12 protein-coding genes are annotated in these 16,903 nt (G+C 53.1%); 9 read left to right on the top strand and 3 right to left on the bottom strand.

The genetic code is table 11. From position 1 onward, the window contains the following. Positions 1–14: 14 nt before the first annotated feature. Positions 15–1,286 carry a CCA tRNA nucleotidyltransferase gene (locus Enr10x_RS13460; RefSeq protein WP_145449873.1) on the bottom strand — a complete coding sequence of 424 codons (1,272 nt, stop codon included), beginning with the start codon at positions 1,284–1,286 and terminating at the stop codon, positions 15–17. A gap of 293 nt (positions 1,287–1,579) precedes the next feature. Between Enr10x_RS13460 and Enr10x_RS13455 the strand changes: the two genes are divergently transcribed. The 8 genes from Enr10x_RS13455 to hemA all read left to right on the top strand — a co-directional run bounded on the left by Enr10x_RS13455 (position 1,580) and on the right by hemA (position 11,907). Beyond that, the gene (locus Enr10x_RS13455; RefSeq protein ID WP_232093380.1) at positions 1,580–1,951 is read left to right on the top strand and encodes a hypothetical protein; all 372 of its coding nucleotides are present in this window, start codon (positions 1,580–1,582) and stop codon (positions 1,949–1,951) included. Between the two features lie 276 nt (positions 1,952–2,227). Next, the gene (locus Enr10x_RS13450; RefSeq protein ID WP_145449871.1) at positions 2,228–2,896 is read left to right on the top strand and encodes a TetR/AcrR family transcriptional regulator; all 669 of its coding nucleotides are present in this window, start codon (positions 2,228–2,230) and stop codon (positions 2,894–2,896) included. Between the two features lie 183 nt (positions 2,897–3,079). Further along, complete coding sequence (locus Enr10x_RS13445; protein WP_197997598.1) at positions 3,080–4,504, top strand: efflux RND transporter periplasmic adaptor subunit; 1,425 nt, start codon at positions 3,080–3,082, stop codon at positions 4,502–4,504. Continuing rightward, positions 4,501–7,734, top strand: a complete 3,234-nt coding sequence (locus Enr10x_RS13440; RefSeq protein WP_145449866.1) for an efflux RND transporter permease subunit — start codon at positions 4,501–4,503, stop codon at positions 7,732–7,734. Before Enr10x_RS13445 ends, Enr10x_RS13440 begins: the two co-directional genes overlap by 4 nt. A 133-nt stretch (positions 7,735–7,867) precedes the next feature. Continuing rightward, positions 7,868–8,251, top strand: coding sequence for an aspartate 1-decarboxylase (gene panD / locus Enr10x_RS13435; RefSeq protein WP_145449864.1), 384 nt, complete (start codon positions 7,868–7,870; stop codon positions 8,249–8,251). A 317-nt stretch (positions 8,252–8,568) separates the two neighbouring features. Continuing rightward, entirely contained in the window at positions 8,569–9,609 is a 1,041-nt protein-coding gene (locus Enr10x_RS13430) for a sigma-54 interaction domain-containing protein (protein ID WP_145449860.1), read from the top strand. 112 nt (positions 9,610–9,721) lie between these two features. Further along, positions 9,722–10,630, top strand: coding sequence for a cytochrome c biogenesis protein CcsA (gene ccsA, locus Enr10x_RS13425; protein WP_145449859.1), 909 nt, complete (start codon positions 9,722–9,724; stop codon positions 10,628–10,630). Continuing rightward, entirely contained in the window at positions 10,627–11,907 is a 1,281-nt protein-coding gene (gene hemA, locus Enr10x_RS13420) for a glutamyl-tRNA reductase (RefSeq protein WP_145449857.1), read from the top strand. Before ccsA ends, hemA begins: the two co-directional genes overlap by 4 nt. Here the strand turns inward: hemA and Enr10x_RS13415 are convergent. Further along, complete coding sequence (locus tag Enr10x_RS13415; RefSeq protein WP_145449855.1) at positions 11,887–12,387, bottom strand: hypothetical protein; 501 nt, start codon at positions 12,385–12,387, stop codon at positions 11,887–11,889. The two genes, hemA and Enr10x_RS13415, sit on opposite strands and share 21 nt — an antisense overlap. A 358-nt stretch (positions 12,388–12,745) precedes the next feature. Between Enr10x_RS13415 and Enr10x_RS13410 the strand changes: the two genes are divergently transcribed. Continuing rightward, complete coding sequence (locus Enr10x_RS13410; RefSeq protein WP_145449853.1) at positions 12,746–15,796, top strand: PVC-type heme-binding CxxCH protein; 3,051 nt, start codon at positions 12,746–12,748, stop codon at positions 15,794–15,796. 11 nt (positions 15,797–15,807) lie between these two features. Here Enr10x_RS13410 and queA read toward each other — a convergent pair whose 3' ends face one another. After that, positions 15,808–16,863: a tRNA preQ1(34) S-adenosylmethionine ribosyltransferase-isomerase QueA gene (gene queA / locus Enr10x_RS13405; protein ID WP_145449850.1), complete on the bottom strand. Its 1,056-nt coding sequence runs from the start codon at positions 16,861–16,863 to the stop codon at positions 15,808–15,810. Positions 16,864–16,903 lie beyond the last annotated feature (40 nt).

Below are 16,903 nucleotides of genomic sequence, written 5' to 3'. Positions count from 1 at the left end.
GGGGTTGAAATCAATTATTTATGTTTGATCAGTTGTTCAAGCAGCGCCTGTGCGTCTGCCTGAGTGTGGATGCGTTCTTCCAGCTGGGCGTCCTGAATTTGAGTTAAGAGCTCTTTGAACTGGGGCCCTGACTTGATGCCGGCGGCGATCAGATCATTGCCCGTAAGCAGTGGCGGGGGATTCAAGACCTCAATGGGAGTATGATCACGATACTGGCGGCAAAATTCAAGGTCTGCCAGGGACTGATTCCGGGAACGCAGGTCTGCTTCAACCAGTTCGATCAGAAACGGGAAGTCTGGATGCGCCAGCAGACGCTTCAGCCGTGAGAGCGAGAAGGAAGATGCTCCCTGCAGGCTTTCCCGCTGTTCAATCAACCAGTGTACCAGGTTGAGCTCATGATTGGAAAAACGGAGTTGTTTGCAAATCTGGTAGACCGTCTCCAGTCGCTGCTGATCATTGGCAACGGGCAGATCCAGCAGCAGGGCGGCAAAGGCGGTCTCAAAGTGGTGTGTTTGCAGGATCTCCAGCCGCTTCAGGGTCTGCTGCCAGAGTGAAAGACTGCCTTCTGTCTCCCAGAGGGAGGCCAGCTCTGGAATGACTGGTTTCAGCAGTCCGGCAGAGCAGGCGAGCTCCATGGCATACTCGCGATTTGGATGCAGCAGCATTTTGCGCATCTCTTCCGCGATGCGTTCGGGGCTGACGACAGTGATTTGCTCTGCCATCGTCTGAATGGCGTGGAACGTATCTTCGTCGAGGCGGAAGCGGAGTGTGGCGGTGAAGCGGATGGCACGGAGCAGGCGCAGTTTGTCTTCCTGCATCCGTTCCAGCGGGTTACCGATGGCACGGATAATGTGCTGCTGAAGGTCCGATTTACCGCCGACGTAGTCAAAGATGGAATCATTGATCGGATCATAAAACATGCCGTTGATTGTGAAATCGCGGCGTTGGGCGTCTTCTTCGGCTGTGGTGAAGTGGACGTGTTCAGGACGCCTTCCGTCGAGATAAGGACCTTCTGTGCGAAATGTCGCGACCTCGACATCACAGTCTGGCTGGTGGCCACGCACGATGATAACTCCAAAGCTCGCGCCGACCGCGAGAGTGTGACGTTTGCCGAACAGATGACGGACTTCGTCGGGCAGGGCGTTGGTAGCCACATCGTAGTCTTTAGGTTCTTTGCCCAACTGCAGGTCGCGGACGCAGCCCCCTGCCCAGAGTGCCTGAAAGCCGGCGTCTCGGAGTTTGCGTACTACCTCAACTGCTGCCTGATAGGGTTCAGTGTGTTTCATGAGACGGATGGTTTTTTATGGAAGCGAAACGGGTCTATTTTGAATACGATCATAGCAAGTTCCAGTCAGATATCGACTTATGATGGTGTTTTTTTGCGATGACGCCACAGGTTCCTGCGGGCTGGTGCGGAAAAAACATGGAAGTCAGGACAGTAAAAACCGGGCTGAGGTTCAGAAACGGACTTCGCAAAAACAGGAAAATGACGTATGATTCATAGTCCTTTTTTTTCTTGGTCACTGGTAAGTCGGGTTCATTTAGCAATGGCGCTCAGTATTTCCAGAACATCGACAGGATGGAAGTTTTGCGAGGAACACACGGTATCCGTTTTGATGGAACCCGCTTCTGGGTTCTGCACCGCAGGCGAGAATTCGGCCCCTTCGATTATGAATGGAGCAAGGACTTCTCGGGCGTGGAATTTATGTACCGTGACCAGAAGTTCGGCGAATACTGCAGTGCCGAAGAAATCTTCGCTGATTTAAAACAATTCTCACTGCCGATGCGGGTCGTCGAAGTGGCCTGTCTGACCATGGGCATGATTCTCTATGGCGTATTAAATGGACTGCCGGAAGCGATCTGGAAAGAGCAGCTCAGAAAACGCCTTGATGAGAGCGGATTTCAGCGGTTTGGCTTTCGTGAAGAAGGACCAGGCCGACTGACCGGCTGATTTCTATCAACCTTCGTCTCAATTCTCCCAGTAACAGTGCGAATGTCTTTGTCGCCGAACCTCTTTTTCGTACCCTCTCTGATGGTTTGTTGTAAGTCACTTCTATTATATGGCTTACGGAAATGTTGTTTGTGTGAAACCAAATTGCGATTGATTTTAAACACGTGTTTAATACAATTGTTTAAAACACGTTTTTTGTTGGTTTGCCCGGGAGTCTCTCTTACCTGATTGTCAAACTCATACAGGAGCGCTAGAACGTATGGGAGTCTGTTACTGATGTCATCTGTCGATGTGCGAAAACGTTTGCTGGAAGCAGCGGGGCCTGTTTTTTCGGAAAAGGGCTTCGAAAAGGCGACGGTACGCGAAATCTGCCAGAAGGCAGATGTCAATGTGGCGAGTGTGAACTACTACTTCGGAGACAAGGAGCAACTGTATCTGGATGTGATCTGCCTGGCAAAGGAGATGGGGGTTTCTCGTGCACCGCTGCCGGGATGGGCACCAGATACGCTCCCCGAACAAAAGTTACGTGACTGGGTCATTACCCTGGTGCGACGGATGCTGGGCACGGGCGAACTTTCCTGGAGTAACCATCTGATAATGCGGGAAGTCCTGCGTCCGACCAAAGCCTGCGAACATCTGATTCAGGAGTTGTTTCGGCCCTTCGTCAATGTTGCTGATGCAATTCTGCTGGAAATGCTAGGTGAAGATGTGCCCGCCTATCGGCGGATGCAGTGTATTTTCAGTATCGCGGCCCAGTGTCAGTTCTATCGTGTTTCAGGGGGGATGGTCAGCCTGATGCTGGGGCAGGAAGAACAGGAGATTCACTACAACACTGAGCGGCTGATTGAGCACATCCTGCAGTTCTCACTGGCTGCGATTAAAAACCTGAAACAGGAATTCGATGGATCCGTTATGGAATCTTCTTCGACTTTTCACAAGATCTGAACCAGAGCAGGGCAGAATGCAACTGTTTTAAACGACTACTCTTAAACTACCCTTGGGATCATCCAGTTGACTGGAGGCGCCCGCAGTCAATTTTCCTGGGAATGCGATTCAGCATAGAAATCAGTCATGTCCGAAATGAATACTCAAACATCCAGAAGTTGGTATAAAAAGCTGAAGCATATCATGCTGCCGATCATCATTCTCGGAATTGGAGGTGGCAGTATGGTTGTTCTCAAGGCAATGAAGCAGGAGCCGGAACAACAGGAAAAACTGCTGCAAGAGACGGCTCCCCTGGTCTCTACCGAAACCATTCACCTCTCCGATTCCGGTGTCACCATCACTGTCGATGGGATTGTCGTTCCCTCGCGTGAAGTAAAACTGGCGGCAGAGGTCGCCGGGAAAGTCCTGTTTACTAAGGATGGCTGCAAAGTCGGGAATCTGGTGTATAAAGCCCCGCTCCAGGAGCGACAGGCGGGGGGCAGAGATAATCTGATGATTGAGATCGATCCGGAAAACTATCAGCTGGAGGTCAAGCGACTGACGCAGGAACTGGCGCAGGCACAGAATGCGATCGATGAACTGGAAGTGGAAATCGACAATGCGAAGGCGATGATCGATCTGGCCCACGAAGAGGTCCTGTTGCAGAAAAGTCAGTTGAGTCGGGTCGAAAAGTTACGTACCCGGAATGTCGTCTCGGATACGGAGTATGAGGAAGCCAAGCGGGGAGAACTGGCCGCGCGCAATGCCCTGCAGAAGCTGACCAACGAAGCCGATCTGCTTCGGGCCCGCCGCCAGCGCATGATGCACGCCCGCGATCTTGTCGAAGTACAGCTGTCTCGGGCGAAACTGGATTTGACCCGCACGAAGATTTATTCTCCCATCAATGGTGTGATCGTTGTGGATTCTGTGGAGAAGGACGGATATGTTAAAGTCGGCGATCCCCTGGTCACCATTGAAGACACTTCCTCAGTGGAAGTACGTTCCAACCTGCGGATGGAAGAGCTCTATCAGCTCTGGCAGTATGCAGCTCAAACTGCGCAAAAGAACAGAGATCAGAAAACGAAAGCGCTGTCTCTCGAGAAGTCGGGTAGTCAGGCTGATAACAAAACCAGACATGATCTGGGATATCAACTGCCTCAGTTACCAGTCAAGGTAAGCTATGAAATCGGAGGAAGAAAATTTGTCTGGGACGGCAGGCTCTCCCGCTATGATGGTATCGGGCTGGATGAGAAAACACGCACCGTCCCTTGCCGGATTGTCGTCTCTGACCCCCGGCCATCCAACATTCTGGTCAATGGGCAACCTGCCAGCCAGGTGGTTGGCGCTCCACCGCTCGCGCGGGGCATGTATGTGTCGATAGATATTCCACTTAAGGGGAATGTTTCACTGCTGGAGATTCCGGAGACTGCGATTCGACCCGGTAATCTGGTCTGGATCGTCCGGAACGGGAAGTTGCACGCGGAAAAGATTCGTGTGATAGATACCAGCAATGATCAGCTACTGGTGGAACTGGGCGCATCAGGGATCAAGCCCGGGGATCAGGTTGTGACCTCTCCACTGGGTGTGGCGAATGAAGGCATGCTGGTCCGCGAAGGAGAGGCGAAATGAAGTCGGTCATAAAATGGGCCATCAACAACTCTCCTGCAATGAATACTTTGATGGTCACGGTGCTGGGGGTTGGCCTGGTGTCGCTGATGTTCATGCGGCGGGAGGTCTTTCCCGAGTTTGAACTGGAAATCATCCTGGTTGCGGTTCCCTATCCGGGGGCCAGCCCCGACGAGGTCGAAGAGGGGATCTGCCAGAAAATGGAAGAAGCCGTCCGCGCGATTGACGGCATCAAGAAGATCACTTCCATCGCCAGCGAAGGTTCGGGATCCCTGGTACTCGAACTCCGTGCCGATGTTCCTGACGTACAGAAGATATTGAACGAGGTCCGCTCCGAAATTGATCGTATCCCCAGTTTTCCGGAGCTGGCAGAAGATCCGGAAATTCAGCAGATCACGTTTCGGCAGGTGGCGATTGAAGTCGCAGTCATTGGCCCAGGGAATGAAGATGCAAACAGCGAGCTGGAACTGCGCGAGGTGACTGAGGCGATCCGGGATGATCTCCTGCAGCTGAAGTCGGTTTCGCAGGCTAACATTGCCGGTGCGCGTGATTATCAGATTGATATCGAAATTCCAGAAGCCACCCTGCGGAAATATGGTCTGACACTGCAGGACGTGGCCCGCACGGTGCGGCGGGAGAACCTGGAACTGCCGGGGGGCAAGATGAATACCACATCCCAGGTGCTGCTGGTGCGGGGGAAAAACAAACATCTGATCGGTAGAGAGATTGAAAAGATTCCGCTGGTGACTGAACCGGGGGGAGTGGTTCTGACCGTCGATGACCTGGGAAATGTGCATGATGAATTCGCTGATACTACGATGATCAGTGAGATCAACGGGAAGCCGGCGATGTCGATTGCCGTCGAACGCACGTCCCAGGAAGACCTGCTGGCGATTGTCGAAGAGGTTCGGGAGTTTGTCAAAAATACGAAGCTCCCGGACGGGTACACACTGAAACTCTGGAAGGATCAGTCGATCGATGTCCGAGATCGGATGGAGTTGTTGAGCAGAAATGGTTTGCAGGGGCTGATTCTGGTGTTTATTACCCTGGCGATCTTCCTGGAACTGCGGTTGGCGTTCTGGGTGGCACTGGGGATTCCGATATCGATGTTCGGAGCGTGCATCGTGTTGTATTACACGGGGCAGACTTTGAATATGCTGTCGATGTTCGCCTTTCTGATGGCACTGGGGATCATCGTCGATGATGCGATCGTGGTGGGGGAGAATATCTACGAGCACCGGCAGATGGGCAAGTCATTTGTGGTCGCGGCCGTTGATGGGGCTGCCGAAGTGCTGCCTTCGGTCTGCGCGTCGGTAACGACGACGATTATCGCGTTCGCCCCGTTGCTGTTTGTCTCCGGGATCATGGGCAAGTTTATTGCTGTGATGCCGATTGCCGTGATTGCGATGCTGATCATTTCGCTGCTGGAAAGTACGTTCATTCTGCCTTGTCACCTGGCGCATGGGAAAGTTTCGGAGTCCGGGGGCAGGGAGGGAGAGTCAGAAGGTTTTGTGGGACGGAAACTGAATGCGTTCATTGAGAAATGTTATACGCCGGTGTTGAAGGCTTCGTTGAACTACCCCAGTTCCACCCTGGCGGTGGCGGCAGCGTTGATGCTGATCTCAGCCGGATTGATCATGGGTGGGTTTGCCCCGTTCAATCTGTTCCCCAAGACGGACTTTCGCATGATTGAAGCAATCGTGGAATTTCCCGATGGGACTCCGCAGTCGATCACTGATGCAGCCACGCGCAAGATTCAGCAGGACTTTCTGGATCTGGATCAGGAGTATCAGCAGCAACATGGTAATTCCCTGGTCAAGCTGACACGACGCAATGTTGGCTTTGGGACCCGGGAAGAGTCGGGCGCCCGTCTGGGCGGAACTGTCGAAGGGAGTCATATCGGCAAGGTCAGTATCGAGATTGTCGAAGCGGAAGAACGGACTCTGGGGAGTGAAGAACTTCTGGAACGCTGGCGTGAACGTGTGGGGGAAGTTCCCGGCGTGGACCGGCTGACATTCAAATCTCCCTCGATGGGGCCGGGCGGAAAGCCGATTGAGTTTAAACTGTTGTCCGATGCGAATCACCTGGCGGAACTCGAGGCTGCGGTCGAAGACTGCAAACGGGAACTGGAGACCTATCCGGGGGTCAAAGATGTGAATGATGATTCCAGTCCCGGTAAGTGGGAGTTTCAGATCAAAATCAAGGACAAAGCGCGTGCGATGGGAGTCCCTCTCGCCGATGTGGCAGAAACGGTGCGGGCGACCTACTATGGCGAGGAAGTCATGCGGCTGCAGCGCGGTCGGCATGAAGTCAAGTTGATGGTCCGTTATCCGGAAGACGAACGACGCTCGTTGATGAGCTTTGACGATATTCGCATCCGGACCGGTGATGGTGCAGAGCGTCCTTTGACCGAACTGGCGGATGTGGCCGTCAAACGTGGATATTCTGAAATCAACCGGATCGATCAGCAGCGATCGATAACGGTCTATTCCGACCTGAATGAAAAAGAGGGGAATGCCCGTGAGATCGTCAAGTCCCTGAAAAAGCCGGGCGGGTTCATGGAAGAACTGGCGGCAAAATATCCGAATGTCCGGGTCCGCTGGGAAGGTCAGCAGGAGCAGACGAATGAATCGGTGAACAGTCTGATAATCGGGTTGATGATCGCACTGGCTTCGATGTTTGCGCTGCTGACAATTGAATTCCGGTCTTATATCCAGCCGCTGATTATTCTGGGAATCATTCCTTTTGGAATTATCGGTGCGGTATTTGGCCATGCCATCCTGGGAATGGAGTTAACACTGTTTTCCTTGTTTGGGCTGGTGGCTCTGACCGGGGTGGTGGTGAATGATTCGATCGTACTGATCGACTTTATTAACCACCGTGTTGCCGACGGTCTACCTTTGAAGGAAGCGCTGATCGATGCAGGTCGCCGCCGCTTTCGCCCCGTATTGTTAACTTCCATGACCACCATTGTGGGGCTGGCGCCCATTTTGAAAGAGACGTCCTTTCAGGCCCAGATTATTATTCCGATGGCGGCCAGCCTGATTTTTGGTCTGATGCTGGCGACTGTGCTCGTCTTATTCCTGATTCCGACATACTATTACCTGTATGCCCGATTTATGGGTGCGCAGCCAAACGAACCCTGGTACGACAAAATGGATGGAAAGCACGAGGGAACGGGCTATAATGACAGTGAATTGCAGCACTCAGGAGCTGCTCCACTACAGGCTTAAGACAGCCCTGTGAACAGGTGGATATATTCTTGCTTGTGATGACGGCATCTGGTTAGGATACGCCGTCTGTTTTGGAATCGGGTCTGCAGTCAGAGTCGGAAAGAAGACGATATCTTCTTTTAGGTTGAGAAGAATGAAGCGCGTATTACTCAAATCAAAAATTCACCGTGCCACGGTGACCGAAGCGAATCTGGAATACAATGGCAGCGTGACCATCGATCAGGAACTGATGGAAGCAGCTGACATTGTGGAGCATGAGCAGGTCCAGATCTATAACATTACTTCGGGGACCCGACTGACCACTTATGCCATTGTTGGTGAGCCCGGATCTGGTGTGATCTGCATCAATGGAGCGGCTGCCCACCTGGTGAAGCCGCGGGATCTGGTGATTATCGCCAGCTATGCAGAATACAAGGAAAAAGAGACACGCGGACATCAGCCCAAGGTCGTGCTGGTTGATGAGCATAACTGTCCCGTCCCCACGTCTCAGCCTGTAGGAACCAGTGTGGAATCTTGATTAGCTTGCAAATTCAGCTATGTGCTTAATAATTGTGCAATTCTGTCTTCGGGGCTCCACTGATTTACCCAATGCAGACTGATTTCTAAAAAAAATCAGTCTGCCACTTCCTTCCTCTTCTATGATAGCGTATCATGTGGATGCGTTCGCCATCTTTTTGAGCAAGTGGGTGCAATGTTTTCATGCTGTCAAAGCAGAGCAAGCCCCTCTTTCGGAAAAATCAATTCCCCGAAAGGCTTATGAGACAACTACTTTTGAACTGATTTTCGGTATCAAACTGTTTTGCTGTGACTGATTAGGATTTTCCGATAGAACGAATGGAAGACGATCGCCCGATTTTCGAAGATATGGTGGGGTACAGCCCTGCGATGCGTAACGTCTATCGTCTGACGCGTCGTGCCGCTGCTACTTCGTCTACCGTCTTATTGACTGGGGAGACCGGTACCGGCAAAGAGTTAATTGCCCGCGGTATCCATGAGCTGAGTCCGCGCGCCACAGGCCCCTTTATTCGTGTCAACTGCGGTGCGTTGAGTGAAAGTCTGCTCGAAAGTGAACTGTTCGGTCATATCAAAGGGGCTTTTACCAGTGCCGTTGAAAACCGAACGGGGCGGTTTGAAGCCGCCCATGGGGGCACGATTTTTCTGGACGAAATCAACTCTGTCAGTTTTACTCTGCAGGTCAAGTTGCTGCGTGTTCTGCAGGAGCATGAATTCGAGCGGGTAGGTGATACGCGTTCCATTTCCGTCGACTGTCGAATTGTCGCAGCGACGAACCGCAATCTGCTGGACGAAATCGAAGCGGGGCGTTTTCGGGAAGACTTGTACTATCGTCTGAACGTGATTCCGATTGATCTGCCTCCCCTCCGCGAACGGTCTGAAGACATTCCGGAACTGGTACACTTTTTTGCGAAACAGTTCTCTGCCGAAGAGAAAATTCCCCTGCCAAATTTCTCGGAAGAGGTTTTAAATACCTTCAAAAACTACAACTGGCCGGGGAATGTCCGGGAGCTGCAGAATTACGTCGAACGGCTGATCGTACTTGCAGGGGAAGACGGGCCCATGCTGGATTTGCTACCGGGACATGTCACTGGCCGGTCCGCTCCCCGGACCGTCACTGCGAAGACCCAGGATCCAGAGACGCTTTGTCGTGATCTGGTTTCGATGGAACTGCATCGCGTGGGGGATGAGTCCACCGACGTACATACTCAGGTTGTATCGCTCGTGGAAAAAGAAGTGATTTTGCAGGTTTTACGGGCCTGCCAGGGGGTCCAGACGAAGACGGCCACCCGACTGGGAATCAACCGCAACACGCTGCATAAAAAAATATCCGAGTACGAATTAGAATCTGAAGCAAGATGACTTGCCCTTCACCTGCTGAACAGCCCTATAATAGGGTGCCGTTCTGAATTCCTGTCAGAAACGCCGCGGTCCCACCACTTTAAGCCTCTCTGTTCGTGATAAAGTCGTCCGCATGTTGTCGAAAGTGACTGTTTTCTGTTTCATGGCCAGTTATCTGGTAGCCTTCTGTTTCGAGTTGGCCCGATTTCTACGCAAAAAGAACGGATGGCTGCGACCACTGATCATTCTGTTTTCCCTGGCGGGGCTGGTGGCTCAGACCGCTTATCTGGTTTACCGCTCTCGTGAGACACAACTGCCACCCTTGTTGGGGTCCACGCATGACTGGCTGGTGGTCTTCGCCTGGTTACTGGTCGCGATTTATCTGTTTATCAATCTGATCGATGAGGAACTCTCGATCGGTCTGTTTCTGTTTCCGCTGGTCCTGGCACTGGTGGTGGCTTCTTATTTTGTCGATCACGTCACCAATCCGCTGGTGCAGCCGGCGATTCGTTCCTGGGCGATGCTGCATGCGACGCTGCTCGTACTGGGGGGCGTGGGATTCGTGCTTTCGTTTGTCATCAGTGCGATGTATCTGATTCAACATAAGCGGTTAAAGCAGAAACAGAATTTTTCAGAGGGCTTTCACCTGCCCAGTCTGGCCAAACTGGCACGTTTGAACCGCTGGGCACTGATGATCTCCGCCCCCTTGCTGACAGTCGGGATGGGTATCGGCATTGCATTGGGGGTTTATGTCCGCAAAGGAGCACAGGCGATCTCCTTTCTTGACCCGGTGATCATTGTGTATGAGATCGTGTGGGTTGCCATGTTGCTGAGTGTGATCTTCATCCTCCGCACGAAACAGCCTAACCAGAAGCACATTGCCCAGCTGACAATCTGGACTGGAGGGCTGTTGCTGCTGACCGTGATCGGCATTCAGATCCTGACGAACAGTCGTCTACTGAAGATGGATTCGTGGCACTCCCGGTCTGATACACCCCGGATGGAAATTCAACAGTCGACTGCAGAAAGGATCCTTTCGTGAATCTGCAGGTCGTTTACTGTAATCACCAGACAGCGGGACTGGATGTACGAGAGAAGCTGGCGTTCTCCTCGAAAGAGCAGCTGGACCAGGCATATTCCATCCTCAAGCAGTCATACCCCGACACGGAAATGGTTGTGATTTCGACCTGCAACCGGGTGGAGCTGTATACCGCGACCCAGGAGCCGGAGGCCGGGCCTTCCCATCAGGATCTGGCAAAGTTCTTCTCCGAATTTCATCACGTTCCGGTCACCGATTTCTTTGAAGACTTTCTGGAACGAACAGGCCCCGATGCCGTACGGCATCTGTTTCAGGTCGCCTCCAGCCTCGACAGCATGGTGCTCGGCGAGCCGCAGATTGTCAATCAGGTGAAAGAAGCCTATCAGCGGGCGACCGACAACGCGCTGTGTGGCCCGTTGACGCATGCCCTGTTTCAGCAGGCGATCCGGGTCTCAGCACGGGTCCGTACAGAAACGCAACTGGCGGAAGGCCGGGTCTCGATCGCCAGCGTGGCAGTGGGGACATTTGGAAAAAGTATTTTCGAACGCTTCGATGACAAGACCGTGCTGATTATCGGAGCCGGCGAAATGGCTGAGGAGACGCTGACCTATCTCAAAGACGAGGGAGTCAAGAAGATTGTGGTGGTGAACCGCAGTCTGGAAAACGCACAAAAACTGGCGTTGAAAGTCGGCGGAGAGGCACGCGCCTTTGATGATCTCGATGACTGCCTGGCAGAAGCGGATGTGATTGTCAGCACCACCGGGGCCTCACAGCCGATTGTGGACGTGGAACGCTTTGAGCGGGTCCTCAAAAAATCGGGTAGCAAGACCTTTTTCATCCTCGACCTGGGGGCGCCGCGAGATTTTGCTCCTGCAGTGGGACAGATCAACGACAATATCTTTCTGTATGACATTGACGATCTGGAAGCGACCTGCGAAAAGAACCGGCGGGCTCGACAGAAAGAAGTCGAGAAAGCGCTGGCGATCATCGATGAAGAGACCGAACGGTTCATGCATGGCGTCTATCACCGGGCAACCGGACCGATTATCAAACAACTTCGCGAACAGTGGCACGATGTCCGCGAACAGGAGGTCGAGAAGCTGTTCAGCAAGCTGTCCCACCTGGATGAAAAAGATCAGGAGTTGATCAAACGCTCGATCGAGCAGATCGTCAATAAGCTGTTGCATCCTCCCCTGGAAGTCCTGCGCCAGGAAGCCCGCGAGGGGACGCCGCACGGACTGCTCGATGCGCTCAAGCAGCTATTCCACATCCGGGACTGATGTGTTCTGTATCGTCGCCGACTGTCGGAGTACAGGCAGATTGATCAGAATGGCGGCGATGAATGTCAGTAGAATATTCAGACTGTTGACATATTTGGAAGCCTGATGATATCCCCGAAACTGCGCCGGTCGCGGGCTGCCGGGGGGCGTGATCATCGCTTCCAGAGGCTGGTAAATCCAGAAATAGTCGATCAGGCTGATCGCCAGAGTGAGAATCACCAGTCCCAGCACCAGATTCGATTTCCAGCGGGGGAGTAACTGTTTCGAACGGATTCCCAGACTTCCCAGAAAAGCTCCCGCGAGCAGGACCCACCCCACCGTATAGTAGATCGGAAAGTGGAGCGTGATCAGCTGATCTCGGACCAGAGAATCAAAGGGTTGAAAGGTGACATCCTGGACACCGTTGATCACAAAAATCACAGCTGCGCCGACCCAGGCCGACAGGCAGAAACGGGTTAATATCAGACAGAGAGACTGCATAGCTCAATTCATGTTCAAACAGGACTGCGAGGTGATTTTCAGGGGGGCATTTCCATCAACAGGATTTGTATTCAGGGTACTCGATCTTAGCAAACGCTGAAAAGCAGATTCCCCGGGGAAGCCGGAGATTTCCTGAAATAGAGAGATGGAAACAGAAAATTCGGTAACCCTTCCGCTGGAGATGGTCTTTGGTCGAGCTAAACGTTAATATTGTTTATAAATACCGGAGAATCTGCAAATCCCCGCAGAAGCGAGATAGAGAATCGTCTGCAGGTGAGTTAGGATAGAATCTATCCAACCTGAATTCTTCGTTATCATTCCTTCCCGAATTCTGTCTGAAATACTACGGTGATCAAACATGAAACAAGTGAAACATCTTGCGGTCCCATCTGTTACCTCGAAGCATCCACGGAACACAGTCAAGCGATTCCTGGCAGGTGGCTGCCTGGCTCTGGTCGCGGGAGTTTGTCTGCAATTCGCTGTTGCCGCTGAGAAGAAATCCGAGGTTCCCAAGTCTCCGCTCTCGCCGGAAGAATCTCTGAAACAGACAGTCGTCCATCCGGATTTCGAAATGCAGGTCGTCGCGGCCGAACCGAACGTGATCAACCCGGTTGCAGTGGCCTTCGATGAAACGGGAGTTCTGTGGGTAGTGGAGATGACCGACTATCCCCATGGCCCCAAAGAGGGAGAAGAACCCAAGAGCCGGATTAAGCTGTTACGCGACAAGGATCAGGACGGTTTTTATGAAACGGCGTCTGTCTTTGCAGACAAGCTGCTGTTTGCCACTGGTGTGCAGCCCTGGAAAGGGGGCCTGATTGTCACCCTGGCGGGTAAGGTGCAATACATGAAAGACACCGACGGCGATGACAAAGCCGATCTGGTCGAGACCTGGTTTACCGGCTTTAAAGAAGAAAACTCACAGCTGCGGGCGAATCACCCGACACTGGGACTGGATAACCACATTTATATTTCTAATGGTCTGCGTGGCGGATCGGTGATCGCGACCCATCCCGAGTGGACGAAAAATGCGAAACAGGTTCCGATCAACGGGCTCGATTTCCGTTTTCATCCATTGACCGGAAAATACGAATCCATTTCCGGGATCGGGCAGTTTGGACTGACCTTTGACGATTATTGTAATCGCTTCGTCTGTTCGAACCGTAATCCGAACAAGCATATCGTGCTGGAGAGCCGCTACCTGAAACGGAATCCTTATCTGGCAGTGAAGTCGGTCTATCATGATGTTTCTCCTGATGGCGAAGATTCCCGCGTGTATGCGATCAGCCGCACCTGGACGACCTCCACGTTGCACGCAGGTCAGTTCACTGCCGCCTGTGGTGTGACCATCTACCGGGGAGGTCTGTTTCCGAAGGCATTCTACGGGAACAGCTTCACCTGTGAGCCGACTGCGAACCTGGTGCATCGGGATGTCATGACCCCGACGGGTGCGACCTACGATTCGAAATACGGACGCGACAAAGTCGAGTTCATCGCCAGCCGGGATGAATGGTTCCGTCCGGTGAATATGTACAACGGCCCGGATGGGGCGCTCTACCTGTGTGACATGTATCGGGCGGTGATTGAGCATCCGCAGTTCATGCCCGCGGAATTGAAAGAACGTTCCGATTTGAATGACGGGATCGATCGCGGCCGGATTTACCGGATCGTACCTAAAAAAGCAAAAATCAATAAGAGTGTTTATACCGATTTGAAGGATGCAACTCCGGCCGAACTGTTGGCTGCTCTGTCTTCAAAGGATTCATGGCAGCGTGAGACCGCAGCCCGTCTGATCTTTGAAGGTCAGGACGCTTCTCTGCAGCCGGCCCTGGAAAAACTGGCCGCAAACGGAAAAACAGAACAGGCCCGCATTCAGGCGCTCTGGTCCCTGGAGGGGCTGGGGAAACTGACTGATACCGTGCTGCTGCAGGCGTTGAAAGACAAAGCGTCACGTGTGCAGGGACAGGCGGTCCGTTTGAGCGAACCGCGGCTGGCGAAGAATCAGGCACTGAAAAAACAGGTGCTGTCTCTGGTCGATTCGGCTGATCCCACGTTGCGTTTCCAGTTGGCAATCAGCCTGGGAGAAGCGGGCGACAGCGGATCGATGGTGCCGGAACTGGCACAGCTGATGTTGCAGGGAGCCGATGATTCCTGGACCCGTGCTGCCGTGCTGTCTTCGGCCGGCGATCAGAGTGTGCCGATTCTGAAGTCGTTTCTGAAGCAGTTAGAACAGTCCGGTCAGAAAGTGACTGCGAAATCGAGTGTGACTGACGCGGTACGTGAGCTGGCGTCAGTGATCGGTCCCCAACTCAAGGCGGACGAGATCCAGGAGACACTGTCCCTGATAGCGGGGCTGGATGCAGATCGGTATCTGCCCCTGCAGATTGCCGGCTTTGAAGGACTGGGGAACAGTCTGCGTCGCCGGGGAAAATCGATTGCCACCTACCAGGCGAAATTGCCAGAAGCCGACCAGCAGAAGCTGAAACAGTTCTACCAGAAGATTGTGGAAACGGCAGCGGATCCCCAAAGTCCGCTGGCACAAAAGCTGGAAGCCATTGGCGTACTGCGGTTCGTCGGATTTGAAACGGCAGGACAGACTCTCCTGGATCTGATTCAGGGCAAGACATCGCAGGCGATTAAAATTGCCGCCATTGAATCGATCAGTCCTTATGGGGATGCTCAGATTGGGCCAGTGCTGATGGAAGGGTTTGCCCAGCAGACGCCCGGTATGCGGCGGGCGATTCTGGATGCGATGCTGGCCAGCCAGGATCGGACCAATGTGTTGCTGGATGAAATTAAAAAGGGACAGATTAAGATTTCTGAACTGGGTCCCTCGCGGTCGGCGCGACTGCAGCGGCATCGGAATCCCGAAATCAAGAAGCAGGCTGCGGCCCTGTTTGCCGCAGCGATTCCCGCAGATCGCAAGCAGGTGCTGGCTGATTACCAGAAAGTGCTCAAGTTGAAAGCGGATCCGCTGGCCGGGAAGCAGATCTTTGTCAAGAACTGTGTGACTTGCCACAAGATTGGCGAAATTGGTGTGAATGTCGCTCCCGATATCGGGGATTCACGCACGAAGACCCCGGAATACCTGCTGACGAATATTCTGGATCCGAACCGGGCCATCGATGCCAACTTCTTCAGTTATACGGTGATCACTGTCGACGGTGTGGTACACACCGGGATCATCTCTTCCGACAGTGGCGGTTCGATCACGCTGACTCAACCTGAAGGAAAAACAGTGACCGTACTGAAAGATGAGATTGAAGAAATGAAGTCCAACGGCGTCTCCTTGATGCCGGTCGGTCTGGAGAAAAACATCAATCCTCAGCAGATGGCGGATCTGATTTCGTTCATTAAGAACTGGCGTTACCTGGACGGACAGGTTCCCAAAGAGATCGCCAAGCCGCAGTAATCCGACGGCTGTTATAAAATTAACATGGCATCACCATAGCTGTAGAAGCGGTATTTCGCTTCTACAGCTTTTTCGTAGGCTTCCTGGATCAGTTCCGCATCTGCAAAGGCGCTGACCAGCACCAGCAGAGTCGATTTGGGTAAGTGGAAATTGGTCAGCAGACAGTCGACTGCCTGGAACTGGTAGGGAGGGTAGATGAAAATATCCGTTTCTCCCTGCCAGGCCTGAAGTGGTCCCTGTTGCGCCACTGATTCCAGTGTGCGGACGCTGGTGGTTCCCACAGCGACGATCCGGCCACCTTCTGCTCGCGTCCGGTTCAGCTGTGACGCGGACTCGTCGGGTAGTTCACACCATTCTGAATGCATTTTGTGTTCTTCCAGCGTCTCACAGGCAATCGGTTTAAAGGTTCCGATGCCCACGTGCAGTGTCACTTTCGCGACTTCGACCCCTTTTCCGGTGCAACATGCCAGCAGTTCGGGAGTGAAATGCAGGCCCGCGGTGGGAGCGGCGACCGCGCCGGGCTGATTTGCATACACTGTCTGGTAACGTTCCCAGTCTTCCTCGGTGGCCAGTTCCCGTTTCATGTAAGGGGGGAGGGGCATCGTACCAAAGTGGGACAGCAGAAGATGATGGTCTTCGGTCGATTGTACCGTGGCGGTCCAGTAACCCTCTTCATCTTTGGACTGCATGACCAGGGAGAGCTGCTTGTGTTCAGAGCGGTTATGTGCGGGGGTCAGCTCAATTGTTTCGCCAGGCATCAGCTTGCCGCGGGTTTTACTCATCAGCTTCCACTCGCCTTCGGCATTGGAACCGAGATAGAGGCCTTCCCATTTTCCGCCGGTGGCCTGGCGAACGCCAAACAGGCGGGCGGAGAGCACGCGCGTATCATTCAGAACCAGACAATCCCGGGGATTCAGAAACTGAGGCAGTTCCGAAATCATGCTGTGGTGAATGGAGCGGTCCTGACGATTCACTACCAGCAGGCGAGACTGATCCCGCTGTCGAGTTGGCTCCGTGGCGATCAGTTCCGGGGGCAGGTGATAATCGAAGGCATCTAAGCTGGTCATCAGAGTATTTTCTCTGTTATTGGATGAAGGAGAATCAGGT

Origin of the sequence: Gimesia panareensis (assembly GCF_007748155.1) — a bacterium.
Classification (GTDB): Bacteria; Planctomycetota; Planctomycetia; order Planctomycetales; family Planctomycetaceae; genus Gimesia; species Gimesia panareensis.
Note: the sequence above shows the minus strand (reverse complement) of the source record. Positions and strands in the feature narration are given on the sequence as shown.

Bases quoted from the DNA above. Each gene is read 5' to 3' on its own strand.
- Enr10x_RS13460 (WP_145449873.1), bottom strand. From the start codon at position 1,286: ATGAAACACACTGAACCCTATCAGGCAGCAGTTGAGGTAGTACGCAAA.
- Enr10x_RS13455 (WP_232093380.1), top strand. From the start codon at position 1,580: ATGGAAGTTTTGCGAGGAACACACGGTATCCGTTTTGATGGAACCCGC.
- Enr10x_RS13450 (WP_145449871.1), top strand. From the start codon at position 2,228: ATGTCATCTGTCGATGTGCGAAAACGTTTGCTGGAAGCAGCGGGGCCT.
- Enr10x_RS13445 (WP_197997598.1), top strand. From the start codon at position 3,080: ATGCTGCCGATCATCATTCTCGGAATTGGAGGTGGCAGTATGGTTGTT.
- Enr10x_RS13440 (WP_145449866.1), top strand. From the start codon at position 4,501: ATGAAGTCGGTCATAAAATGGGCCATCAACAACTCTCCTGCAATGAAT.
- panD (WP_145449864.1), top strand. From the start codon at position 7,868: ATGAAGCGCGTATTACTCAAATCAAAAATTCACCGTGCCACGGTGACC.
- Enr10x_RS13430 (WP_145449860.1), top strand. From the start codon at position 8,569: ATGGAAGACGATCGCCCGATTTTCGAAGATATGGTGGGGTACAGCCCT.
- ccsA (WP_145449859.1), top strand. From the start codon at position 9,722: ATGTTGTCGAAAGTGACTGTTTTCTGTTTCATGGCCAGTTATCTGGTA.
- Enr10x_RS13415 (WP_145449855.1), bottom strand. From the start codon at position 12,387: ATGCAGTCTCTCTGTCTGATATTAACCCGTTTCTGCCTGTCGGCCTGG.
- Enr10x_RS13410 (WP_145449853.1), top strand. From the start codon at position 12,746: ATGAAACAAGTGAAACATCTTGCGGTCCCATCTGTTACCTCGAAGCAT.
- queA (WP_145449850.1), bottom strand. From the start codon at position 16,863: ATGACCAGCTTAGATGCCTTCGATTATCACCTGCCCCCGGAACTGATC.